This window comes from Achromobacter deleyi (genome assembly GCF_013116765.2).
Taxonomy (GTDB): domain Bacteria; phylum Pseudomonadota; class Gammaproteobacteria; order Burkholderiales; family Burkholderiaceae_B; genus Achromobacter; species Achromobacter deleyi_A.
The window spans coordinates 3540305-3563147 of the sequence record NZ_CP074375.1; the positions used below are offsets into that span (position 1 = coordinate 3540305).

Annotated in this window: 20 protein-coding genes and 1 pseudogene; 11 read left to right on the forward strand and 10 right to left on the reverse strand. The window is 66.1% G+C overall.

Annotated features, from left to right (window positions below):
* Nucleotides 1-33: 33 nt before the first annotated feature.
* The 6 genes and pseudogenes from HLG70_RS15880 to HLG70_RS15905 all read right to left on the reverse strand — a co-directional run bounded on the left by HLG70_RS15880 (nt 34) and on the right by HLG70_RS15905 (nt 8009).
* Nucleotides 34-1578 carry a M81 family metallopeptidase gene (locus HLG70_RS15880; RefSeq protein WP_171662003.1) on the reverse strand — a complete coding sequence of 515 codons (1545 nt, stop codon included), beginning with the start codon at nt 1576-1578 and terminating at the stop codon, nt 34-36.
* Nucleotides 1579-1589: 11 nt separating this feature from the next.
* Entirely contained in the window at nt 1590-3182 is a 1593-nt protein-coding gene (locus HLG70_RS15885; protein ID WP_171662002.1) for an ABC transporter substrate-binding protein, read from the reverse strand.
* A gap of 46 nt (nt 3183-3228) precedes the next feature.
* Complete coding sequence (locus HLG70_RS15890) at nt 3229-5079, reverse strand: dipeptide ABC transporter ATP-binding protein (RefSeq protein WP_171662001.1); 1851 nt, start codon at nt 5077-5079, stop codon at nt 3229-3231.
* Between the two features lie 3 nt (nt 5080-5082).
* Nucleotides 5083-5916: an ABC transporter permease gene (locus HLG70_RS15895; RefSeq protein WP_171662000.1), complete on the reverse strand. Its 834-nt coding sequence runs from the start codon at nt 5914-5916 to the stop codon at nt 5083-5085.
* Nucleotides 5916-6859, reverse strand: a pseudogene (locus HLG70_RS15900) (ABC transporter permease). The gene HLG70_RS15895 and the pseudogene HLG70_RS15900 overlap by 1 nt, the downstream one beginning before the upstream one ends.
* A 250-nt stretch (nt 6860-7109) precedes the next feature.
* Nucleotides 7110-8009, reverse strand: a complete 900-nt coding sequence (locus HLG70_RS15905) for a LysR family transcriptional regulator (RefSeq protein ID WP_171661999.1) — start codon at nt 8007-8009, stop codon at nt 7110-7112.
* Between the two features lie 100 nt (nt 8010-8109).
* Between HLG70_RS15905 and HLG70_RS15910 the strand changes: the two genes are divergently transcribed.
* From HLG70_RS15910 to HLG70_RS15925, 4 genes are all read left to right on the forward strand, one after another.
* Nucleotides 8110-9441, forward strand: coding sequence for an arylsulfatase (locus HLG70_RS15910; RefSeq protein ID WP_171661998.1), 1332 nt, complete (start codon nt 8110-8112; stop codon nt 9439-9441).
* Between the two features lie 42 nt (nt 9442-9483).
* Nucleotides 9484-10452, forward strand: a complete 969-nt coding sequence (locus tag HLG70_RS15915; RefSeq protein WP_171661997.1) for a tripartite tricarboxylate transporter substrate binding protein — start codon at nt 9484-9486, stop codon at nt 10450-10452.
* A gap of 254 nt (nt 10453-10706) precedes the next feature.
* Nucleotides 10707-11060, forward strand: a complete 354-nt coding sequence (locus HLG70_RS15920) for a helix-turn-helix transcriptional regulator (RefSeq protein WP_171661996.1) — start codon at nt 10707-10709, stop codon at nt 11058-11060.
* 138 nt (nt 11061-11198) lie between these two features.
* On the forward strand, nt 11199-11603 hold the full coding sequence (locus tag HLG70_RS15925; RefSeq protein WP_171661995.1) for a GCN5 family acetyltransferase: 405 nt from the start codon (nt 11199-11201) through the stop codon (nt 11601-11603).
* 55 nt (nt 11604-11658) lie between these two features.
* On the opposite strand, the gene HLG70_RS15930 is transcribed toward HLG70_RS15925, so the two are convergent.
* Together HLG70_RS15930 and HLG70_RS15935 are read right to left on the reverse strand one after the other, a co-directional pair.
* Nucleotides 11659-12399, reverse strand: a complete 741-nt coding sequence (locus tag HLG70_RS15930; protein WP_171661994.1) for an SDR family oxidoreductase — start codon at nt 12397-12399, stop codon at nt 11659-11661.
* Between the two features lie 38 nt (nt 12400-12437).
* Complete coding sequence (locus HLG70_RS15935; protein WP_171661993.1) at nt 12438-13778, reverse strand: CitMHS family transporter; 1341 nt, start codon at nt 13776-13778, stop codon at nt 12438-12440.
* Nucleotides 13779-13929: 151 nt separating this feature from the next.
* On the opposite strand from HLG70_RS15935, the gene HLG70_RS15940 reads away from it, so the two are divergent.
* From HLG70_RS15940 to HLG70_RS15950, 3 genes are read left to right on the forward strand one after another with little or no spacing between them, the layout of a single operon-like run.
* On the forward strand, nt 13930-14625 hold the full coding sequence (locus HLG70_RS15940; RefSeq protein ID WP_171661992.1) for a response regulator transcription factor: 696 nt from the start codon (nt 13930-13932) through the stop codon (nt 14623-14625).
* Between the two features lie 4 nt (nt 14626-14629).
* Complete coding sequence (locus tag HLG70_RS15945) at nt 14630-16036, forward strand: sensor histidine kinase (RefSeq protein WP_171661991.1); 1407 nt, start codon at nt 14630-14632, stop codon at nt 16034-16036.
* Nucleotides 16029-17099, forward strand: a complete 1071-nt coding sequence (locus HLG70_RS15950; RefSeq protein WP_171661990.1) for an ABC transporter substrate-binding protein — start codon at nt 16029-16031, stop codon at nt 17097-17099. Before HLG70_RS15945 ends, HLG70_RS15950 begins: the two co-directional genes overlap by 8 nt.
* A gap of 28 nt (nt 17100-17127) precedes the next feature.
* Here HLG70_RS15950 and HLG70_RS15955 read toward each other — a convergent pair whose 3' ends face one another.
* Both HLG70_RS15955 and HLG70_RS15960 read right to left on the reverse strand, forming a co-directional pair.
* Complete coding sequence (locus HLG70_RS15955) at nt 17128-17889, reverse strand: SDR family NAD(P)-dependent oxidoreductase (RefSeq protein ID WP_171661989.1); 762 nt, start codon at nt 17887-17889, stop codon at nt 17128-17130.
* Between the two features lie 25 nt (nt 17890-17914).
* Nucleotides 17915-18655, reverse strand: coding sequence for an SDR family oxidoreductase (locus tag HLG70_RS15960; RefSeq protein WP_213697122.1), 741 nt, complete (start codon nt 18653-18655; stop codon nt 17915-17917).
* Nucleotides 18656-18917: 262 nt separating this feature from the next.
* On the opposite strand from HLG70_RS15960, the gene HLG70_RS15965 reads away from it, so the two are divergent.
* The 4 genes from HLG70_RS15965 to HLG70_RS15980 all read left to right on the forward strand — a co-directional run bounded on the left by HLG70_RS15965 (nt 18918) and on the right by HLG70_RS15980 (nt 22841).
* Nucleotides 18918-19862 (forward strand): AraC family transcriptional regulator, encoded by a 945-nt coding sequence (locus tag HLG70_RS15965; RefSeq protein ID WP_234103099.1) that lies wholly within the window; start codon nt 18918-18920, stop codon nt 19860-19862.
* 301 nt (nt 19863-20163) lie between these two features.
* Nucleotides 20164-21249: a helix-turn-helix transcriptional regulator gene (locus HLG70_RS15970; protein WP_171661988.1), complete on the forward strand. Its 1086-nt coding sequence runs from the start codon at nt 20164-20166 to the stop codon at nt 21247-21249.
* Between the two features lie 294 nt (nt 21250-21543).
* Nucleotides 21544-21885: a DUF4148 domain-containing protein gene (locus HLG70_RS15975; protein WP_171661987.1), complete on the forward strand. Its 342-nt coding sequence runs from the start codon at nt 21544-21546 to the stop codon at nt 21883-21885.
* 134 nt (nt 21886-22019) lie between these two features.
* Complete coding sequence (locus tag HLG70_RS15980; RefSeq protein ID WP_171661986.1) at nt 22020-22841, forward strand: hypothetical protein; 822 nt, start codon at nt 22020-22022, stop codon at nt 22839-22841.
* Nucleotides 22842-22843: the final 2 nt, after the last annotated feature.

Sequence of the window (22843 nt, forward strand, 5' to 3'; positions counted from 1 at the left end):
GCGCGCCGCCTGGGGCGGGCGCCGCATGCTTTCTTAGTCCTCCAGATCCGCCGCCCATTCCGGTTCGCGCCAGGCGGCAACGTCGTCCAGCGGCCAAACCGGCCGGGGCAGCCGCTTGAAGTCGATCTGCTTCAGGTTCGGCGTGGTCAGCCCCGGACTGTCCACGTCGTGGATGCGCTCGTCCGGGAAGAACTCGTCGAAGCCCGCCCGATAGTGGCCACGGCTCTTGACGATCAGATGCCCGGCTTGCGCGATGTCGATGCCATGCATCTCCAGCATGGCGGGCTCGGCCAGTTGCCGGCGCAGGCTGCCCACCACCACCTTGATGCCCGAATCCACCAGTTCCAGCAGGCAGGTCGCGCCCATTGAGAACTTGCGGCCCCGCAGGATGCCGCGCCGGCCCATGCCCTCGCCGTCCGTCAGCTTCAGCACCCGCGCCCGCGTCGTGTAGCGCTGCGAATACTCGCTCTCGACCCGATTGAATACAGCGTCGAATTCCGACCCGACGCCCAGTTCCCCGGCCTGCGCCGCCAGGGCGGGATCGACGAATACCCCAAGCACCACGCCCGGGATGCGCGCCTGGTCGAACGCGCGCAGCAGCCAGGTGGTATTGCCCCGTCCGCCGCCACCCGGATTGTCGGCCACATCCGCGAACAGCAAGGGCTGCGCGGCGTCGCGGGCCAGCTCCACCGCGCGCTCCACGGCGACGGTATGGGCGATATAGCGCCCCCGGTCGGCCCAGCCCGCGCGCGCCACCTGCATGGCCGTGCGGCGCGCCGCCTGCAGGTCGCCGCGTGCGGTCACCGTGATGGTCACGCCGCATTTCGGCAGATCGGAAAACACGAATCCCGCACACACCGCCACGTTGGCGATCGGCCCCGTGCCGCGCTTTTGCGTCAGCGATGCGCCCAGCGCCACCAGATCGGCGTACGGTCCGCTGGCGGTCGACAGCGTCACGGAAGGCGGCGTCAGGGGCAGGCGCACGTAGGCCGTGACCATGCGTGTGCCGTCCAGGATCTCATGGATCATGTCGGCGGCCTCGGCCGCCCGCTCGCGCTGGTCGACGTGCGGATTGGTGCGATACGCGATCAGGCCATCCAGCGCCTCCACGGTCGGCGCCGAGACATTGCAATGCAGATCGTGCGTGGCCACGACGGGGACGTCCGGGCCGACGATGCCGCGCAGCACGCGCATCAGCACGCCTTCGGTGTCGTTCTCGCCTTCCGCGGACGAGGCGCCATGGTTGGCCACGTACACCGCGTCCACGGGCAAGGCGGCGCGCAGGCGCTGTTCAACCTCGGTCAGGAACGTGATCCAGACGCCGGCGCTGGCCGGGCCGCCCGGCGGCGCGCCGATCACGATCAGCGGCGCCGGCGTCCAGCTTCCCAGCTGGTTCATGCGGTCGTAGAACCCCGCCACCTCGCTGGGCAGGCGGCTGGGGCCGCGCGCCAGCTCGGAGATGGCCTCGCCCTCCTCCCAACATTGCGCCTGGAAATCGGCTTCGACCGACAGCGGGCAAAACGCATTGGATTCCAGGTGAAAGCCCAGAATGGCGACCTTCGGAGCCTTGCTGCTCATACGAAACTCCTTCAGGCCTTGTGCAAGGTATAGAACAGCGACATCTGGGGCTGGAAATCCTTCCAGTTGCGGCGCAGCGCGCTGACCGGATAGCTCGCGCCCAGCGGGATGTAGGGCACGTCCTCGAACACCTGCAGCTGGATCTCGCGGCAGATCTTCTTCTGCGCTTCCAGGTCGGGCGCATTGAACCAGTCCAGACGCAGCTGCTCCAGGCGTGCGCTGGTGGGCCAGCCGAACCAGGCCTGCTTGCCGTTGCCGCGCAGTGGCAGGTGGCCCGCCGGGTCCAGGTTGTTGGGGCCGGTATTGCCCGTGAACGCCACGCTCCAGCCGCCCGCCGTGGGCGCCTCCTGATTGTTGCGGCGCTGCACGGCGGTGCCCCAGTCCATGGTCTGCAGGTCCACCTTGAAGCCCAGGCGCTTGAACAGGTCCGCCGTCACCAGGGCGGCGGCATGCCAGGTGGGGAAATCCACCGGATCCAGCAGCACCACGGTCTCGCCGTTGTAGCCGGCCGCCTTGATCGCCGCGCGCGCCGCGTCGATATCGCGCTTGCCGGTCAGCTTCTCCATGCCCGCGTCGCTGTCCATGGGCGAACCCGGCACGAACACGCCGCAACGGTCGCTCCAGTATTCCGGGAAGTCGGCGCCGTTCATCGCCGTCATGTATTCGGTCTGGTTCACCGCGCTGAGCACCGCGCGGCGGATCGCCGGATTGTCGAACGGCGCGTGCAGATGGTTAAAGCGCATCACGCCGATGGTCGGCAGGCTGCGCTTGACCAGATGGATGTTGGGATCCTGGCTCAGGATGGGCAGGAAATCGCTGTCCACCATCTCGACGCCATCGACCTCGTTGGCCTGCAGGGCCGCGATGGCCGTGGCGCGGTCCGGGATGATGTGCCAGTGCACCTCGTCCACGTGCGCCAGCTTGGGGCCGGCCGTGAATACCGGCTTGCGGTCGTCCTTGCGCGGCGCATAGCCCGCGAACTTCTCGTACACCACGCGCGAACCGGACACCCACTTGCTGGCGGCGAAGGTGAACGGGCCGCTGCCGACCATCTCCTTGACCTGCTCGGTCTCCGGCAGCTTCGCCAGGCGCTCCGGCATGATGCAGGCCATGTTGCCGGACTGGCGACCCAGCGCGTGCAGGATCAGGGGGAACGGCTTCTTGAGCTGGAACTGGATCGTCTTGTCGTCCAGGGCGGTCAGCGACTCGGTCGCCTGCATCAGGGAACGGCCCATCAGGTCCTTCTTGGCCCAGCGCTGGATACTGGCCACCGCGTCCTGCGCGCGCACCGGCGCACCGTCATGGAACTTCAGCCCATCGCGCAGCGTGATCTTCCACAGCAGTCCATCGTTTTCGCTGACGTGGCCAGCCGCCATCTGCGGGCTGGGCAGGTATTGCTCGTCCAGTCCATAGAGCGTGTCGAACACCAGCTGGGCGTGCACCTGGGTCATGGCCACGGTGGTGAACATGGGGTCCAGCAAGGTCAGATCCGCCTGGGGGACCCACCGAAACGACGATTTGGCGGGCGCGGCCCACGACAAGCCGGGCAAGGCCCAGGCGGCCGCCGAAGCGGAAGAAGCCAGCAGAAAATTCCTACGATCCATTTTCTATCTCCGGGATAAAAAGGAAAAAAACGACGTCCTGTTGCCGCTAGTACGCGCCACCGATACGGTGCCGCGCCACGAAATGCCCATCCCCCACCTGCACCAGCGGTTGCACCACGGGCTCGTCGCCCACGGCCCGCGCCGGGCTGGGCAATTCGCTCAGCTCCAGCGTGGCGCCGCGGCGCGCGGCGGGATCCGCGATGGGCACGGCCTGCATCAGCTTCCTGGTGTAGGCGTGCTGCGGGTTCTCGAAGATCGCCTGGCGCGGGCCGATCTCCACGATCTGGCCCAGGTACATCACCGCCACCCGGTGGCTGATGCGCTCCACCACCGCCATGTCGTGCGAGATGAACAGGTAACTCACGCCCAGGTCGCGCTGCAGGTCGATCAGCAAGTTCACGATCTGCGCCTGGATCGAGACGTCCAGCGCGGACACCGATTCGTCGGCGATCAGCACCTTGGGATCCACCGACAGCGCCCGCGCAATGCATATGCGCTGGCGCTGGCCGCCGGAGAACTCGTGCGGCCAGCGCCGCATCATCGACGCGTCCAGCCCCACTCTCTCGAAAAGCTCGGCCGTGCGCCGGTCCGCCTGCGCGCCGCTGTGCAGGTTGTGGATCAGCATGGGCTCCTTGACGCACTCCCCCACCCGCATGCGCGGATTCAGCGACGCGAAGGGGTCCTGGAACACGAACTGCATGTTCCGGCGCAGCGCCAGCAGCGACGCCGGATCATCCTGACGCACCGGCTTGCCCTGGAACTCGATCGTGCCGCCCGTCGTCCTGGTCAGCCGCAGCAGCGAACGACCGGTCGAGGTCTTGCCGCAGCCGGACTCGCCCACCAGCGATAACGTCTCTCCGGCGTGCAGGTCGAAGCTGACCTGCTCCACCGCGTGTACCCGCTTCTTGACGCGGGCGAAGACGCCGCCGCGCACGTCAAAGCGCGTCACCAGGCCGCGCACGCTCAGCACCACCTCGTCCTTGGCCGCCAGGGCGGGCGGCTTGGCGGGCTGCCCGGCGTCCCCGTCGGACAGCAGCGGAAAGCGCGCCGGCAGCGCGGTTCCCTGCATCGCGCCCAGCCGCGGCACGGCGGCCATCAGCGCCTGGGTGTACGGGTGCTGCGGCGCCTTGAACAGGCCCTGCACATCGTTGTTCTCGACCACGTCGCCCTTGCGCATGACCATGACGCGATCCGCCACTTCCGCCACCACGCCCATGTCGTGCGTAATGAAGATGACGCCCATGTCCATCTCGCGCTGCAGCTCGCGGATCAGTTGCAGGATCTGCGCCTGAATCGTCACGTCCAGCGCCGTGGTGGGTTCGTCGGCGATCAGCAGCGCCGGCTTGCAGGACAGCGCCATCGCGATCATCACGCGCTGGCGCATGCCGCCCGACAGCTCATGCGGATAGCGACCCATGATGGCCGCGGCGTCCGGAATGCGCACCTGGTCCAGGACCCGGCGGGCCGCGGCCGCGGCCGATCTTGCGTCGCCAGGTTGATGCAGCCGGATCGCCTCGACGATCTGCGAGCCCACGGTGAACACCGGGTTCAGCGAAGTCATGGGCTCCTGGAAGATCATGCCCAGGTCATTGCCGCGCATGGCGCGCATGCTGTCCTCGGAGGCCGCCACCAGGTCCACCGACTGTCCAGGGCCCCGATGGAAGGTCATGCGCCCGCCTTCGATGCGGCCGCCCCCGAATTCCACCAGCCGCATGACCGCCAGCGAGGTCACCGATTTTCCCGAGCCGGACTCGCCCACGATCGCGAGCGTCTCGCCGCGGTCCACGTGCAAGCTCAGCGACTTGACCGCGCGGAACGTGCCGTCGCCGCGGCCGAAGGCAATCGACAGGTCCTCGATCTCCAGCACGCGCCGGTTCTGTGTCGTTGTCGTGTTCATCGTTCAGATCCTCTTGGCCATGCGCGGATCCACCGCGTCGCGCAGTCCGTCGCCCAGCATGTTGATCGCCAGGATCGTGATGGACAGGAACACCGCCGGAAAGGCGATCAGGTGCGGCTTGATCTGCCACAGCGCGCGTCCTTCGGCCATGATGTTGCCCCACGACGGCACCGACGGCGGAACGCCCGCGCCGATGAACGACAGGCTGGCTTCTGCCAGGATCGCCACGCCGCAGATATAGGTGGCCTGCACCATCAAGGCGGCCAGCGTGTTCGGGAAAATGTGCCGCAGCACGATGCGCAGGCGACTGGCGCCCGCGGCCACCGCCGCCTCCACATAGGGCTGTTCGCGCAGCGTCAGCACCAGGCCGCGCACCAGGCGCACCACGCGCGGCACTTCCGCGATGGTGATGGCGATAATCACGTTCTGCAGGGACGCGCGGGTCAGCGCGATCAGCGCGATGGCCAGCAGGATCGTCGGGATGGACATGAAGCCATCCATGATCCGCATCACCACCGCGTCCACCCAGCGCACGAAGCCCGCCGCCAGGCCGATCAGAACGCCGATCACGGTGGACAACGCCGCCACGGTGAAGCCCACGATCAGCGACACCCGCGCGCCGTAGATCACCCGCGAATACACGTCGCGTCCCAGCAGGTCCGTGCCGAACCAGAACTGCGCATTGGGCGCGCGCGTGCGGTGGATGGGGGACAGCGCCGTCGGGTCCACCGTTCCCAGCCACGGCGCGCACAGCGCCATCAGGAACAGCAGCAGGAGCAGCGCGCCGCCGACCGCCGTGGTCGGATGCCGCTTGAGAAAGCCGGTAAAGGTATTCATCAGTACTTGATCCTCGGGTCAAAGGCGCGGTAAAGCAGATCGACCAGAAGGTTGACCAGCACGTACATGAAGCTGAACAGCAGGATCACCCCCTGGATGACCGGGTAGTCGCGCCGCAGGATGGCGTCGACCACGAGGCGCCCCAGGCCGGGAATGGAGAACACGGTCTCGGTCACCACCGTGCCGCTGATTTCAGCAGGGCCACGCCGCTGCCGATGACGGTGATGATGGGCACCGCCGCGTTCTTCAACGCATGGCGGAACAACAGGCCGCGGTTGCCCACGCCCTTGGCGCGCGCGGTGCGCACGTAGTCCTGGCTCAGGGTTTCAAGCAAGGTCGCCCGCGTGATGCGGGTGATCAGCGCGACGTAGACGCTGCCCAGCGCCAGCGCCGGCAGCACCAGCGTGTGCACGGATGCCCAGAAACCCGTGGAAAGCGGCACATAGCCCTGCACCGGGAACCAGCGCAGCTGCAGGCCGAAGACCCAGGCCAGCAGATAGCCCACCGCGAACGAGGGCACGGAAAAGCTGAACACCGCCAGGACCATGATGCCGCGGTCCTGCACGCGGTTGTGCTTCCACGCCGCCAGCGCGCCGATGGGGATGGCCACCGCGACCGAGACGATCAGCGTCATCAGCATCAGCGAGAACGTCGGCACCAGCCGCTGGCTGATCATGTGGCTGACGGGCAGCCCGGTGAACAGCGACGTTCCCAGGTCGCCATGCAGCACGTTCCAGCCCCATTCGCCGAAGCGGTGCAGGAACGGCTGATCCAGGCCCAGCGTCGCGCGGATGCGCGCGATGTCCTGCGGCGTGGCGTCCTCGCCGGCCAGCAGCGCCGCCGGATCGCCCGGCGCCAGGTCCAGCAGGCCGAATACGAACAGCGCGACAAACAGCATGACGGGCAACGTCATGAGCAGCCGTCGCAATGTGTACGAAAGCATTGATTCCCCTTGTCTATTACCGGCCCGGTGCGGTGCCCGGCCGAGATCCCGAAAAATCGTCCTGGCTGAGCGCGCAGGCCGACTTGCGGCGAATTCTAGGTAGCGGGGAGGTTTCCAACCATATCAATATTTTTAAAAAACCGTTGCCTTAATTAGAATTCTCTCGGAAAGCCTTGCCGGGGTTGGATATGCCTGCGGCAAGCATGAACGGCGGCTAGGGAATTCCCCTAGCCAAAAACAGGCGGAAAACTCAGGCCTGCCTGGCGCTGTCCAGGATGGCGCCGCGAAACTCTGTCATCAACGGCGACCAGGTCGTGGCATGGCGGGAGATCAGCGCGATGCGGCGCTGCAGCGGCTTGCCCAGCGCAAGCGGCAGCACCGCGATATCCCGATCGGCAAGCAGCGCGCTCTGCGGAACGATGGCCAGCAGGTCGGACCGGGCCAGGAGTTCAAGCGTGCCCTTCGAAAAATGCTCGACTTCCAGCGCGGCGGCCGGCAGGGTCAGGCCGGCCTCGGCGTAGCACGCATCCAGCGCCTTGCGGGCGATGGCCGTGGGCTTGGGCAAGATCCAGCGCTGGCCTTGCAGATCGTGCAGCGACAGTTTCCGGCGGGCGGCCAGCGCATGGTTGCGGCTGGCGGCCACGCACAGCCGGTCTTCGAGAATCGGCTCCTGGTGCAAAGCCGCCGGCACGTCGGCGTAGATCGGCGTCACGGCCAGATCCAGCTTGCCGCCGGCGACCTGCTCGTTCAGGTCGTCCGACAGCCCCTGCGTCAATTGAATGCGCAGCGCCGGCCGGCGCGGCAGGAGCAGGCCGAGCGCGGGCATCACGATGCTGTCCACGGTGGCTCCCGTTGCCCCGACGCGCAACAGCCCTGCCTCCCCAACCCGCAGTTCCATCGCATGCCTGACCGCATCCCGATATTCCGCCCAGAGCTTCTTTGCATGCTCCAGAAACACCATCCCCGCCGAGGTCAGGCGCAGGCCGCGCCCGCTGCGGTCCAGCAGCGCAAGCCCCGTGTCGGCCTCCAGCCGCTGCAGCGATTTGGACAGCGCGGGCTGGCTGACGCCGCAAGCCGAGGCGGCGCGGTCCAGGTTGCCGTGCTCGACGGCGGCCAGGAAATACTCGATGTCCCGTAACGACAGATTCATAACTTATATTTATCAATAACCGTACCTTCAGGAATATTACGACCCTCACCCGCTCCTAGAATCCTGGGATCAACCCGAGCATCCCGAGAGGCGCAGCGCAATGGAAAAAAAGCCGAATATCGTATTGATCGTGGCCGACAACCTGGGATGGGGCGAGCTAGGCTGCTACGGCGGCGGCGCCTTGCGAGGCGCGCCCACCCCGCATATCGACCGGCTTGCCACCGAAGGCCTGCTGCTGCAGAACTTCAACGTGGAAAGCGACTGCGTGCCCACGCGCTCCGCGCTGATGAGCGGCCGCCACCCCATCCGCACCGGCTGTCTGCAATCCGTGCCGCCGGGCCTGCCGCAAGGCCTGACGCGTGAAGAGATCACGCTCGCGCAGCAACTGTCGGGCCAGGGCTACGCCACCGCGCACTATGGAAAATGGCATCTGGGCGACGTCCCGGGCCGCTATCCGTCCGACCGTGGTTTCGACGAGTGGTATGGCATCCCGCGCACCACCGACGAAAGCCAGTTCACGGCGTCGATCGGCTTCGATCCTTCGGTGGCCGACATCCCCCACATCATGCAGGGCCAGGCGGGCTCGCCGTCGGAGAACGTCAAGGTCTATGACCTGGACACGCGCCGCGGCATCGACGCCGAACTGGTGGACCGGTCCATCGGCTTCATGCGCAAGCACGCCGAGGCCCAGCGCCCCTTCTTCCTGTACCTGCCCCTGGTGCACCTGCACTTCCCCACCCTGCCGCACCCCGATTTCGCCGGGCGCACGGGCGCCGGGGACTTCGCCGATTCCATGGTTGAAATGGATCACCGAGTCGGCCAGATCGTGCAGGCCGTGGACGAGCTGAACCTGCGCGAGGACACCGTCTTCATCTTCTGCAGCGACAACGGCCCGGAATACCGCAAGCCTTACCGCGGCACCGCCGGTCCCTGGAGCGGCACGTACCACACCGCCATGGAAGGCAGCCTGCGCGTGCCCTTCATCATCCGCTGGCCCGGCCGCGTGCAACCTGGCCAGATATCCAACGAGATGGTCCACGTCACCGATCTGTACACCACGCTGTCCCGCATCGGCGGCGCGGCCGTCCCGCACGACAGGCCCATCGACGGCATCGACCAGACCGATTTCTTCACGGGCGCCAGCCAGACCTCGCGGCGCGAAGGCTTCCTGTTCTATATCAAGAACGATCTGCGCGCCGTCAAATGGCGCGACTGGAAGCTGCACTTCTACTGGGAACCCGAGGTCAACGAAGGTAAGGGAAAACTGGAATCCCCGTACCTGTTCAACCTGAAGCAGGATCCCAAGGAAGAAAGCGACATCCTCATCTTCAACACCTGGGTGCTCGGCCCCATCCTGAAAATGGTGCAAGCATTCAACCAGTCGTGCGCCGCACATCCGAACACCCCGCCCGGCAAGCTGGATCCCAGCTGAAGCCACGGCGGCTTAGCAGATAGCAAAATACAAGGGGAAAACATGAAGTTCGCTATCCGATGCTGTGCGATGCTGCTTGGCATCGTCCTGCCCGCCGCGGCAGCCAGCGCGGCCGACAACAAGCTGGACTGGCCGGCCAAGCAGATCACCTGGGTGGTCGGCTTCGTGCCCGGCGGAACCGCCGACGTGCTGACCCGGATCGCCGCGCAGGAACTCGCGCGCAAGACCGGACTGAACGTCATCGTGGAAAACCGCCCCGGCGCATCCGGCGCCATCGCCTTGCAGCTGATCGCGCGCAGCAAGGCCGGCGACGGCTACCTGCTGACGGTGCCGGGGCCGCTGATCTATCCCACGCCGCAGCCCGAGATCGGCCGCGAACTGGCGCCCGTGATGCTGATGGCGCAAGGCCCGATGGTGATCGTCGGCCCCGCGCGCGACGCCCGGGACAACTTGCAGGACGTGCTGGCCGACGCCCGGCGCCGGCCCGAGGCCTGGAGCTATGGCAGCTCCGGCAACGGCACGTCGCAAAACCTGGCGGGCGAATTGCTCAACCAATATGCCGGCACCCGCATCGTGCACGTGCCTTACAAGGGCGGCGGCCAGGCCGTGGCTGACGTGGCGGGCGGCCAGATCCCGCTGGCCATCCTGGGGTCCGCGCCGGTCATGCCGCAGATCAAGGCCGGCGCATTGAAGGCGTATGCGGTGACCACGCCCTACCGGCTGGACAGCCTGCCGGACGTGCCCACCGTGGAAGAGTCCGGCTTCAAGGGCTACGCCGCCAGCCAGTGGTTTTCCGTGGCGGCCAGCAAGACCATCGCCGGCGAACAGCTGGACCTGATCAACGCCGCGCTGCGCGCCGCCGTGGCCACGCCCGAGTTCAAGGCCGCGGTCGACAACGCCGGGATGGTGGCCGGCGGCGGATCGCGGGACGACCTGCTGAAGTTCATCCAGGCGGACAACGCCAAGTGGAAGGAGCTGATTGATAGCGGGGCGGTGAAACTGGTGAATTGAGCGCGGTTCTCCCGCGGATCGTGCTGGACATGGCTAATCTCGTCGTCGCGTCCAGCATGATGCGTTGCGCCGAATTCCAGGGTGAGACATGCCCGCCTGCCATTCTGAATACGGCATCCGCAGATGTCAGGAAAGAGTCCGAAAACCAGCAACAACATTTGATGCGGCAGGCGATCCAACACTCCGGATAATAGAAATCCAAGAGGTGAAAAAGCGCGATGGCAGCACCTGCTGAATCCCGGAAAAAATCCCACATGAGCCTGCACCCAACCATTCTTGAGGCAGATGGAAAGCCGGCGTTCGTGGTTCTTCCCTACTCGGAATACCTTGCGCTGACCGGCTCCAAGGCAACTCCCGCCCCTCCCCGCGTCCCTGCGGACGGCACGGTTCCGCATGAAGTCGTGATATTGATGTCTGATAATGGCTGGAGCATCATCCGAGCCTGGCGCGAGTACTTGGGAATCACCCAAGTTGAAATGGCGGCACGCCTGGGCATCCGCCAGCCCAGCTATGCCGCCATGGAGGCGCAAGACGCCAGGACAAAGCGAATTACGCGAGAACGAATTGCTGCCGCGTTGGGAGTGCAATTCGATCAGATCGACGTCTGACGACCGACGCACACCGCGAGCTGGACTGAGCAATCGCTGATTTTCCCTCCGCCGCTACTGCACTGGCCAGGCCCAATCGGATAAGGTGTCGACCTGCAACTTTCCGCAGCGTATCAACCCGCCCCGAGCCTTTCCACCATGACCCCTGACATTTCCTCCGCCCATCCCATCGCCATCGACCCCGACCAGGTCGGCGAATACCCCGCCATGACCAAATCCGGAGGCGGCTATTTTTACGATGACGTGCTGGAATACCGCGTGTGGGTGCATCCGCATGCGGGTGGCGAGGATCTGCATGACGGCGACGACTATTACTACGCCTTCGCCACGTTTGAAGAAGCCGTGGAATGCTCGGATGAAACGCCGGGCGCGGAAAGGCCCCTGGTGCTGGTGCGGCAGTTTGAATCCATCAACGAGCAGACGCCAGGCGTCTTCGAGCATTACACGGCCGAGCGGATCACCGAATGGCGCGTGGAATGGCTGGCGGACAGCAAGCGCACCGCAACGTCCATCCCTGACTTCCTGAAAAGCCGCGGGCACTGATGCGCCCGGCACGGAATCCGACGGCCGCCAGAAACCGCCTGGCTCCGCCGGCTCGTCAGCTCATGTATACGCCGCCATTGATGGCGTAGTTGGCGCCCGTGACAAACGCCGCGTCGTCCGACGCCAGCCAGGCGCACAGGCCGGCCAGATCCTTGGCCGTCCCCAGCCTGCCCACCGGCACGCTTTCGATGATGCGGTCCAGCAGCGCCGGCGGAAATGCCTTGACCGTGTCGTCGGCGATGAAGCCCGGCGACACCAGGTTCACCGTCACCCCGCGCGCCGCGACCTCCTGCGCCAGCGACCGCGTAAAGCCGATGACCGCCCCCTTGGCCGTGGCGTAGTTGATCTGGCCGATCTGGCCTTTCTCGGCCGCGACCGAACCAATGTTGATGATGCGGCCCCAGCCCCGGTCCGACATGCTGTCGACGACCTGCCTGGTGCTGTTGAACAGCGTGTCCAGGTTGCTGCGCAGCACCGCGGACCAATCGGCATAGGCCATCTGGCGAAAGCGCATGTCCAGCATGGAGCCGGCGTTGTTGACCAGCACATCGATCTCGCCCACTTCGCGCCGCACCTTGGCGAACGCGGCTTCGGTGGAGGCCCAATCCGTGGCGTCGCCTTCGGACGCGATGAAGTCATAGCCCAGGGACTTCTGTTCCTTCAGCCAATGATTCTTGCGGGACGAGCGCGGGCCGCAGCCCGCGATGACCCGATGCCCGGCATGATGCAGCGCCTGGCAGATCGCGGTGCCCGTGTGGCCCATTCCGCTGGTGACATAAGCAATGCGCAAAGCCATGAACGTTCCTTTATGAAGAGTGCGGCGGGCGCCGCGGATCAGGCGCCGGATCCCACCAGGGGGAACAGGCCAAACGCCAGGGCGGCCGCCAGCATCACCAGGCAGACCAGCGTGGCCCACTTCAGCGAATAGCGCTGGTGGTCGCCGAACTCCACGCCGGCCAGGCCGACCAGCAGATAGGTGGACGGCACCAGCGGGCTGAGCAAGTGCACCGGCTGGCCGATCAGCGAGGCCCGCGCCATCTCCACGGGCGAAATCCCGTAGCCCTGCGCGGCTTCGCTCAGGATCGGCAGCACGCCGAAGTAGAAGGCGTCATTCGACATGAAGAAGGTGAACGGCAGGCTGACCAGCGCGGTAATGCCGGCCAGATAGGGGCCCAGCGCATCCGGGATCACGGCGAGCAGGCTGCGCGACATGGCTTCCACCATGCCCGTCCCGGACAGGATGCCCGTGAAGATGCCGGCCGCGAAAATCAGCGACACCACCGACAGCACATTGCCCGCATGCTGCGAGACACGCCGGCGCTGCTCGGCCAGGTTCGGGTAGTTGATGATCAGCGCGACCGCGAACGCGATCATGAACAGCACCGGCAGAGGCAGTACGCCCAGCACCAGGCTCACCATCAGGGCCAGCGTCAGGCCGGCGTTCACCCACAGCAGCTGCGGGCGCCGCAGGTCCTGGTCGACCTCGATCTCGGGCAGGTTCTTGGGGCCGTCCTCGTCGTAGCCGGCATGCAGCGACGCGCCTTCAGGCAGCGTCAGCACGCCCAGGCGGCGGCGTTCGCGCAGGCCCAGGAAGACAGCCAGCACCAGGATCGCCACGATCGACACGCCCATCACCGGGACCAGCGGCACGAAGATGTCGCCCGCGTCCACGTGCAGGGCGCTGGCGGCGCGCGCCGTCGGGCCGCCCCAAGGGGTCAGGTTCATGACGCCGCTGGCCAGCATCGCCAGGCAGGTCATGGACAGCGCGTTCATCTTCAGGCGCCGGTACAGCGGCAGCATCGACGCGACCACGATCATGTAGGTGGTCGATCCGTCCCCGTCCAGCGAGATCACCAGCGCCAGCACCGTGGTGCCCACCACGATCTTCAGCGGATCGCCCTTCACCGCGCGCAGGATACGGCCCACGATGGGGTCGAACAGGCCGGCGTCGATCATCACCCCAAAATACAGGATGGCGAACATCAGCATCACGCCCGTGGGCGCGATCTTGCGGATGCCGTCCAGCATCATCTTGTCGATGCCGGCGCCAAAGCCGCCCAGCAGGGCAAAAATAATGGGGACAAGGATGAGCGCAACCAGCGGCGACAGGCGCTTGGTCATGATCAGCGTCATGAACGTGATCACCATGCCGAAGCCAAGCAGAGTCAAAAGCATGAGGGTTATCTCCGACTAGTCGTTGTTATGCGTGACTGCCTCCGGCGGGGGAAGCAGGACCGCAAGACTAGGAAGAAAAGCTGTCTGGAACCTGTCGTTTTTCAAAACAGGCGGCGTCGGGAGCGGACAACCGCCATGCGACAATCTGCGCATGCGCATCTTGGTAATCGAAGACGATGAGGATCTGGCGGACGCACTGGTACGCCGGCTGCGCCGCCTCGGCCATGCCGTCGACTGGCAGAACGACGGCATGAGCGCCGACGGCGTCCTGCAGTACGAAACCTTCGACCTGGTCATCCTGGACATCGGCCTGCCCCGCATGTCGGGCTTCGACATCCTGCACCGCCTGCGCGACCGCGGGAGCAAGACGCCCGTACTGGCGCTGACCGCGCGCATCGACATCGAAGACCGCGTCCACGCCCTGGATACGGGCGCCGACGACTACCTGGCCAAGCCCTTCGACTTCCGCGAACTGGAGGCCCGCTGCCGCGCGCTGCTGCGCCGCCCCAGCGCGCAGGCCGCCGGCGTCCTGCGCTTTGGCGAACTGGTCATCGACAGCGCCGCACGCCAGGTCACCCTGGCCGGCCAGCGCATCGAACTGCCCAAGCGCGAATACAGCCTGCTGGAAATCCTGCTGGCTGGAATGAACCGCGCCGTCAGCAAGACGGAGATCGCCAACAAGCTCTTCGCCTTCGACGACGAGGCCGCCCCCAACGCCATCGAGGTCTACATCGCCCGGCTGCGCCGCAAGCTCGAGGGATCGCCGCTGCGCATCGAAACGCAGCGTGGCACCGGCTATCTGCTGACTGCGGCCGATGAGGCAGACAGCCCAGCACCCCGGGATTGAACCCATGCAGCACCGCCGCATCTCCGTCCGCCGCCGGCTGCTGGCCATGCTGCTGGCGCTGTTCCTGGCGGGCCTGGGCGCGCTCTATCTGCTGGTGCGCGGCTACGCCCATCAAACCGCCGACACCACCTACGACCAGCTTCTGCGCGCCTCCGTGCTGTCCATGGCCGACAGCCTGCAGCTGGTGCGGGACGAATGGCAGATGGACATGCCCTACGCGGCCCTGGCCCTGCTGGAGCAAGCCCCGCGCGACCGCGTCTTCTACCGGGTCGCCGCCGCCGACGGGGCCGAGATCTCAGGCTATGCCGACCTGCCCGCTCCGCCCGCCAGCGGCAACACCGGCGCCGATTCGCCTCAGCTGTACCAGGCCGTGTACCAGGGCGAACCCGTGCGCATCGCCTGGATGGAACGCAAGATCGCAGGCCCCCGCGAAACCGAGACCGCCATCATCCAGGTCGCCCAGACGCGCGAGGCCCGCAACGCGCTGGCCGACAGCATCCTGTGGCAAGGCACGCTGGCGCTGATCGGCTTCACCGCCGCCGTCCTGGCGCTGGCCTACTGGGGCCTGCACCGGTCGCTGTCGCCCATCCAGCGCATCGAACGCGAGCTGGCCGGGCGCAGCGCGTCGGACCTGCACCCCATCGCCGCCCCCGTACCCGAAGAACTGGACACGCTGGTTCATTCGCTGGACGGCTTCATGGCCCGCCTGTCTGAGAACCTGGACACCCTGCGCCTCTTCATCGCCGAAGCCGCGCACCAGCTGCGCACGCCGCTGGCCGCCCTGCACGCGCAGATGGAAGTGGCGCTGGACGAAGACGACCCCGCCGAGCAACGCCGCAGCCTGCTGGCCGTGCTGCGCAACGCCGAAAAGCTGTCCCGGCTGGTCAACCAGCTGCTCAGCGACGCCAGCGTCATCCATCGCAGCAACGTCAGGCAGTTCCAGCCCGTCGACCTGGCCGAGCTGCTGAGCCAGGCGGTGTACGACACCGTCCCGCAAGCCGATCCCCAGCCCGACGTCCGCCTGCGCCTGCCCGAATCCGCCGCGGGCCATCCGCCGCAAGTGCTGGGCGACAGCCTGATGCTGCGCGAAGCCTTCAAGAACCTGATCGACAACGCGCTGCGCCACGGCGCCGCCGAAGACGGCCACATCGATGTCCGGCTGGAGCGGCAAGGCGACGACTGGCGCATCTCCGTGTCCGACCAGGGGCCGGGCATCCCGCCCGCGCTGGCCAACACCGCCTTCGAGCGCTTCGCCCGCGGGCCCAATCCCCGAGCGCCCGGCGCCGGGCTCGGCCTGTCCATCATCAAGCGCGTCGTCGACATCCACCAGGGCAGGCTCAGCCTGAGCAATCGCGTGGGAGGCGGCCTGGACGCCGTCATCACGCTGCCGGCCATCCCCGATCATGCTTAAGATCCTGTCCCCCCTGCGCATCCTGGCCGCCTTGGCCGCCCTGGCGCTGGCCATGGCCAGCCACGCCGCGGAAGTCAGCGGCAGCGGCCTGACCTTGGGCCCCGCCGACAGCAAGAGCGTGCTGGTCGTGCATGCCTCCAACAGCGTGCAGGTGTTTCGCGGCGTGCTGGAAGACTTCGTCAGGCTGAACCCGGCGGTCCGCCTGGAATACACCGAGCTGTCCACGCGGGAGCTCTACAGCGACACCGTGGCCAGGGCCGGGCAGACACCGGCGTCCAGGACTGGCCCGGATCTCGTCATCAGCAGCGCCATGGACCTGCAGACCAAGCTGGTCAACGATGGCTACGCGCAGATGCACATTTCGCCCGAGACGCGGGCGCTGCCCGGATGGGCCAACTGGCGCGACGAGGTCTTCAGCATCGGCACCGATCCCATCGTCATGGTCTACAACACACAGAAGCTGGACCCGGCGCGCGTGCCGCGCACGCGCCGCGAACTGCTGTCCCTGCTGCAAGCTCCCGACCAGCCACTGGCCGGCCAGATATCCACCTACGATGTGCAGGGCAGCGGCATCGGCTACCTCGCAGCCACGCAGGACACCCGCCTGGACAGCATGGCCGGCGCGCTGCTGGCCGCCTTTGGCCGCAACGGCGTCACCACCCATGAATCCACGGAAGACGCCCTGGACAAGCTGGAGCGCGGCGAGATCACCCTGGCCTACAACCTGCTGGAGTCCTACACCCGGCACCGCATCGACCAGGGCGCGCCACTGGCCATCATCTACCCGCAGGACTACACGCTGATGCTGTCGCGTTCCGCGATCATTCCCAAGCAAGCCCCGCGCGGCGACCTGGGCGCCACGTTCCTGGACTACCTGTTGTCGCCCCGGGGCCAGGAAATGCTGGCCCAGCAGTCCGGCATGCGGCCCGTCGGCGCCTCGGTCATTCCCGCGGCGGGAGTGCGCCCCGTCGCCCTGGGCGTCGGGCTGCTGGTGTACCTGGACACACTGAAGAAGCGGCACTTCATGGACGTCTGGCGGGCGGCGGTCTTTCCGCCGAAATAGACCTGGACCGCCCACGCTCGAAGCGCGCCTACCTGAGCGCCACGCTCATGCCGCCGTCGGCCATCACCACCGCGCCCACGATGTAGCTGGCCTTGTCCGAGGCCAGGAATGCAATGACCTCCGCGATCTCGCTCGGTTGCGCCGCGCGCCGGATCGGCGCGTTCTTGCCATGCTCGGCCAGAAATGCGCGGCCATCCGCATGGATATGGTTGGTGATGTTGGTCACGACGTCGCCCGACCCCACGGCGTTCACGCGTATGCCATGCTCAATGGCTTCCAGCGACAAGGCGCGCGTCAGCTGTGCCAGCGCTCCTTTGGATGCGGCATAGGCGGCAATCGTCGGGAAGGCCTGGTAGCAGGCATACGAACCCACGTTCACGATGGATCCCTGCCTGGCCGGCACCATCACCCGCATGGCCTCGCGGGAGAACAGGAATGCGCCGGTGGAATTGACCGCCTGGATGCCGTTCCAATCGGCCAGCGTCATCTCGATCACGGGCTTGTTGATGATGATGCCGGCGTTGTTCACCAGAATGTCCAGCCTGCCGTGGCGCTCCACCGCGGTCTTCGTCGCCAGCACGGCGCTCTCTTCCCGGGCAACGTCGGCCACCAGGGGCTCGACGCCTGGGCGCGCCAGCGCTTGCACTTCCTCGTTCCGGTCCACGGCCACCACGCTGGCCCCTTGCGCGTGCAGGAGCTCCACCGTGGCAAGGCCGATTCCGCTGGCCGCGCCGGTCACGATGGCAACCTTGCCGGAGTAGGGTTTGTCTGCAGGATTGAATGTCGTCATGATGAAAGGTCCTTGAGTTGAAAAGTTAATAAGCGCTGGCCGTCGGACGGACCACCACTTCGCTGACGTCTACGTCGGCGGGCTGGTCGATGGCATAGGCAATGGCGCGGGCAATCGCGTCCGGACGCAGCGCAACGCGGCGGTATTCCTGCATCGCCTTGCTGGCGGCTTCGTCCGTAATGGTGTCGGCCAGCTCCGACTCGACCACGCCCGGGCAGATCACGGTCACGCGGATCTTGCTGGTCTCCTGGCGCAGACCGTCGGAAATCGCGCGCACCGCGAACTTGGTCGCGCAGTACACGGCGGCCGTGGGTGACACGCTCAGGCCGCCGATGGAAGACACATTGATCACCTGGCCATGGCCCTGCCGCTCCATGCGGGGCAATACCGCGGCAATTCCGTGCAGCACGCCGCGGATGTTCACGTCGATCATCCGGTTCCATTCTTCGAGCTTCAGCGCCGACAGCGCGGACAGAGGCATCACCCCCGCGTTGTTCACGATGACGTCCACTCGCCCGTGGACCTGCTCGGCATGCTGGACGAACGCGTCCATGTCCTGGGCCGAGGTAACGTCCAGCGCACGAAAGTCCGCCACGCCCCCCTTTGCCCGAATATCTTGAACCAGTCTTTCCAGCCGGTCGGCGCGGCGCGCACCGGCCAGCACGCGGTGGCCCTGGGCGGCCAGCAGTCGCGCCGCGGCTTCACCGATGCCGCTGCTGGCGCCGGTAATAAGCACCACTTTGGAATCCCGGGATTGCATCGTCATGGTAATTCTCCGTATTTGCGGGCCATTTCCCGGCGGCGATCAGATTGACCGCAGGCCGCGCAGCCCGGAACAAATGATTGAAGGGGAGGTTTTCCAGCCTTCGGCGCCCTGCCGTGGCCCATGACTGAATGCTAAAGACGGCGCCCTTCCAGGCGAATACATGGCCCTATCGCACCATTGCCTATTTCTATCGAATTCGATTTTTCCAGGGTTCAATGCCGGTAGAATCGTCCCTACCCGAAACGGACTTCGAGGACACCGCATGACAGCCGTTGCCAATCCGCAACCCGGACAGATGGTGGCCCTGATCGAGCGCCTGGCGCCCAACGAGGGCTATAGCCTGTCGGCGCTGGAGGGCGTACGGTTCATGCGTTCGGACCGGCCGCTGGGCCGCACGCCCGTTCTCTACGAACCCAGCATCGTGATCGTGTGCCAGGGCCGCAAACTGGGGTTTCTGGGCGACCAGGTCTATGTGTACGACGCACAGCACTATCTGGTGCTGTCCGTGCCCCTGCCCTTTTCCACTGAAACCCAGGCCAGCAAGGAAGAGCCCATGCTGGCCGTATCCATCCGCCTGGATCTCACCGCTCTGACCGACCTGATCCTGGCCATCGACGCCCGCGCCGAGGCGCCTCCAGACGGCGTGCCGCTGGGCATCGTTTCCACGCCCCTCGAAGGCGACCTGGCCGACGCCACCCTGCGCCTGCTACGCGCGCTGTGCTCCCCCCTGGACGCCGGGATCCTGGGCCCCGCCCTGGTGCGGGAAATCTGCTATCGGGTGCTGGTCGGCGAACAAGGCGACGCCTTGCGGGCAGCGCTGGCCCACCAGGGCCGCTTTGGCCGGGTAGCCAAGGCGCTGCGCCGCATCCACCAGGATTACTCGCAGGCCCTGGACGTCACGAACCTGGCGCAGGAAGCGGGGATGAGCGTTCCGGCTTTCCATGTCAACTTCAAGGCGGTCACCCAGACATCGCCAATCCAGTACATAAAGTCCACGCGCCTGCACCAGGCCCGGCTGATGATGATCCGCGACGGCCTTACCGCCGCGTCCGCATCCGCGCGCGTCGGCTACGAAAGCGCCTCGCAGTTCAGCCGGGAGTTCAAGCGATTCTTCGGCCGCACGCCGGTCGAAGAAGTCCGGGACATGAGGGCCTCGTTCGCCCTGTCGCCCGCGGCGGTGATCGGCGAGTTTGCGGTCAGGCACTGAGGGCCGTACCCGCAAGCGCGAAATGCGGTGGTTGAAATATCCCGGTACTGCCGTATCAGGACCATGAACACGCGACCTCGGCACCCCACGAAGGCAAACAGTTTTTCTCCTTGAGTGAGGATTTCCGAGGATAATTTCTCCACGGGATTCAGGGCCCCCGGCATCCTTCCATGCGATGCCACGCCCCATCCGCCTGATCCGCAGCAGCCGTGCGCCGCCATGCCATTCCAGGCCGGCGCCACCTACAACCATCTGTGACACGTAGCAGCGATTACGTCTGACCCAGAGTTGGAGGCACGACATGCCCGATCACCATATCGTCTTGCGCCGTGCAATCGAGGCCGTTGACCACCTGACCGATCCCGAGCCGCCCTGGCAGGACATTCTGCGGACCGCCCGTGATCTGGTCGGCGCCGATAGCGGCACACTGATAGTCTTCGACGCCAGGAACAAGCTGCTGACCCTGTCCGCCATCGGCTTCTCGGACGCGTGTTTCGCGGATTACCAAGGGCACTACTACAGCTGCGACATACTTGAGCAGGATTCCCGGCACGCGCCCGCGGGCACCTGGCTGGACACCGCGCGCATGTACGACACCGCCCAATTGCAGCGCACCGAGTTCTATGCGGACTTCATGGCCAAGCACAGCATGGCGCAGTTGCTGTCACTGGTCATCGAGTCCAATGCGGTGCTGCGCGCCGCCATCGGCTTTCAACGCGCGTCCGTCGACCCCAAGGCCAGCGACCGCCTCCAATCCGGCGACTATGCCCAGTATTTCCGCGCGCTGCGCAGCCAGCTTGCGCAGCGCGAAAAAAACCAGGCCATCGGCTGGAAGTCCGTGGAAGGCGCCTTCTCGGAAGTGCATGAAGCCGTCCTGCTGATCAGCAAGGACTCCATGGTCGACAAAATGTCCAGCCTCGCCGTCGGCTACCTCGACGATGCCCACGGGTGGACGGTCCGCGGCGGCAAGCTCCGTCATGCCGACCACAAGGTGCAGAGACTGTTCGACGCCTATTGCGCGGCGGTATCCAGGGATGCGCAGATGCGCTCGCTGGCCACGGCGTCCGGCTGGGGAGAACTTTTCTGGATCGACATCAGCGTCGCGCCGGAGACGCTGAGCCTCATCGGCGGACGCATGCTGCTGGTGCGCATGCGCAAGAAAAGCGCATTCGCCATGCCCGACATTGCCAAGCTGGAATCCGTGTTCTCCATCACCCATGCCGAGGCCGCCGTCCTGGCCGGCCTGGTCACCGGGCACAGCGTCGAAGAGGTCGCGACGCTGCGCCAGGCGTCAGTGCTTACCGTGCGCAAGCAGGTGGCATCCCTGCTGAACAAAATGGAGTGCAGCCGCCAATCCGAACTGGTCAGGCTGGCATCGCTGCTGTAGGAAAAACGCTTACAACTTGAACGTACTCAATTTTGAGTATGTGGCCTGCACCCATGCGGCCCTACGATGACCACGAAGGCATGAGACCAGGGCAGCGGCACGTCCGTCGGGTTTACAACCCGGCCTGCGCCACCCGCAGCAGAGGGCCGCGGCACAAGAGCCTGGATTCGCTCACCAAGAACACGACTACGCCATTCCGGTCACGCAGCTGCCCTCGGCCCAGGCCGCGCCGCGGCGCGCCCCGAGGACACCGGCCCCAATGCTGCGCTCACATCCGTCATCAAGGAGCAACTCATGAAGCCTGTCCTACCGTTCCGCGCCCTTATCCCGGTCGCGCTGGCGGCTTTCGCGCTGCTGTCCAGCCCGGCCAGCGCACAGCCGGCCGCCGCTTCTGCCCCCACCACCGCCGCGCCGTCGCCCAATGTCACCCTCACCCGTGCGGACGTCGAGCGCGACCTGGCCGCCTGGAAGGACTCCGGCGTCGAAAGACAATGGAGTGGCGACGAAAGTCCGGACATCAACAGCCCGGAATATGTCGCCGATTACAGGAAATATGTAAGCACCGTGCGGCCGGGCGACATGTCCCAGCCGGCGTCCCAATCGCAATCTCCTTCGGGATCGCAACGCCGGTGGTGAAGCATGGCGCATGACAAACGCCGCAACCCGGGGCGCAGGAGATGAGCCAGGCCTCGCTCCCGCGCCCCGGAATCATTTCTTGAGCATTGCCTGTCCGTCACGCGCTCCCCATTCAGCAAGGCGATAATCGCTGGATGACCGCTCCCAATCACGCCCAGACACTCAAGAAGCTTGCCGCCGACACCCTGGTCCAGACGCTGGACGAAGACCTGTCCCGTCTGCTGACCCGAACCATGGCGCTCGCCCGGCATGACCCCGCCATCGCCGCCAATCCGGGCGCCAGCGCCTTGCCACAAGTGCTGCGCCGCTGGAACTGCGTACTGCAGGCCGGCGACGACGCGGCTTCGCCGCTCTACCGCCATAAGACCGCGGTGGCCCTGGCCATCCTGCTGCACAAGTACGGCATCGCCGACGCGGCCCTCACCGCCCTCGCTGACGCCGGCATGGACGCGCTCAACCACGCCGTAGCCCTGAGCGACGACTTTTATCGCAAGACCAGCGACATCAAGAGGGCCTTCCTGCACACCCCGCCCACGCCGCTCAAGCGCGCGCCAGGCCAGCCCGACAGCCTGACGTTCTACCGCGCCGGCGACGTGGTGTCCTATCAGCTGGACGGCCGCTACCATGCCGCCTACGTGCACCGCTGCGCCCGGACCAACGAAAGCCCCGTCATCGAGTTCTACGACGCGCGCTTCGACCACGTGCCGGCAATTGAAGAACTGCAGGGCAAGGCAGCCAAGGGGCGCCGGTTCAACGACGGCAGCATTCGCATCGAGCATCTTTCCGTCGCCGGCATGAAATTCATGCCGGATCCGGCCGGGCAGATCGTGCTGATCAAGGCCTGCGTCGAGACGCCTCCGGACAACAGCCACCTGGGCGATCCCGTCGGCCTGTATGTGGTGTCGGATATCTTTGAGATGCAGGAAAGCGTGGACAGGATGTTTGGACGAGACTGACG

Coding starts and splice junctions, on each gene's coding strand:
- HLG70_RS15915 (WP_171661997.1), top strand. CDS start 9,484: ATGAAGTTCGCTATCCGATGCTGTGCGATGCTGCTTGGCATCGTCCTG.
- HLG70_RS15975 (WP_171661987.1), top strand. CDS start 21,544: ATGAAGCCTGTCCTACCGTTCCGCGCCCTTATCCCGGTCGCGCTGGCG.
- HLG70_RS15960 (WP_213697122.1), bottom strand. CDS start 18,655: ATGACGATGCAATCCCGGGATTCCAAAGTGGTGCTTATTACCGGCGCC.
- HLG70_RS15910 (WP_171661998.1), top strand. CDS start 8,110: ATGGAAAAAAAGCCGAATATCGTATTGATCGTGGCCGACAACCTGGGA.
- HLG70_RS15880 (WP_171662003.1), bottom strand. CDS start 1,578: ATGAGCAGCAAGGCTCCGAAGGTCGCCATTCTGGGCTTTCACCTGGAA.
- HLG70_RS15920 (WP_171661996.1), top strand. CDS start 10,707: ATGAGCCTGCACCCAACCATTCTTGAGGCAGATGGAAAGCCGGCGTTC.
- HLG70_RS15950 (WP_171661990.1), top strand. CDS start 16,029: ATGCTTAAGATCCTGTCCCCCCTGCGCATCCTGGCCGCCTTGGCCGCC.
- HLG70_RS15965 (WP_234103099.1), top strand. CDS start 18,918: ATGACAGCCGTTGCCAATCCGCAACCCGGACAGATGGTGGCCCTGATC.
- HLG70_RS15945 (WP_171661991.1), top strand. CDS start 14,630: ATGCAGCACCGCCGCATCTCCGTCCGCCGCCGGCTGCTGGCCATGCTG.
- HLG70_RS15970 (WP_171661988.1), top strand. CDS start 20,164: ATGCCCGATCACCATATCGTCTTGCGCCGTGCAATCGAGGCCGTTGAC.
- HLG70_RS15930 (WP_171661994.1), bottom strand. CDS start 12,399: ATGGCTTTGCGCATTGCTTATGTCACCAGCGGAATGGGCCACACGGGC.
- HLG70_RS15895 (WP_171662000.1), bottom strand. CDS start 5,916: ATGAATACCTTTACCGGCTTTCTCAAGCGGCATCCGACCACGGCGGTC.
- HLG70_RS15905 (WP_171661999.1), bottom strand. CDS start 8,009: ATGAATCTGTCGTTACGGGACATCGAGTATTTCCTGGCCGCCGTCGAG.
- HLG70_RS15925 (WP_171661995.1), top strand. CDS start 11,199: ATGACCCCTGACATTTCCTCCGCCCATCCCATCGCCATCGACCCCGAC.
- HLG70_RS15885 (WP_171662002.1), bottom strand. CDS start 3,182: ATGGATCGTAGGAATTTTCTGCTGGCTTCTTCCGCTTCGGCGGCCGCC.
- HLG70_RS15955 (WP_171661989.1), bottom strand. CDS start 17,889: ATGACGACATTCAATCCTGCAGACAAACCCTACTCCGGCAAGGTTGCC.
- HLG70_RS15890 (WP_171662001.1), bottom strand. CDS start 5,079: ATGAACACGACAACGACACAGAACCGGCGCGTGCTGGAGATCGAGGAC.
- HLG70_RS15935 (WP_171661993.1), bottom strand. CDS start 13,778: ATGCTTTTGACTCTGCTTGGCTTCGGCATGGTGATCACGTTCATGACG.
- HLG70_RS15980 (WP_171661986.1), top strand. CDS start 22,020: ATGACCGCTCCCAATCACGCCCAGACACTCAAGAAGCTTGCCGCCGAC.
- HLG70_RS15940 (WP_171661992.1), top strand. CDS start 13,930: ATGCGCATCTTGGTAATCGAAGACGATGAGGATCTGGCGGACGCACTG.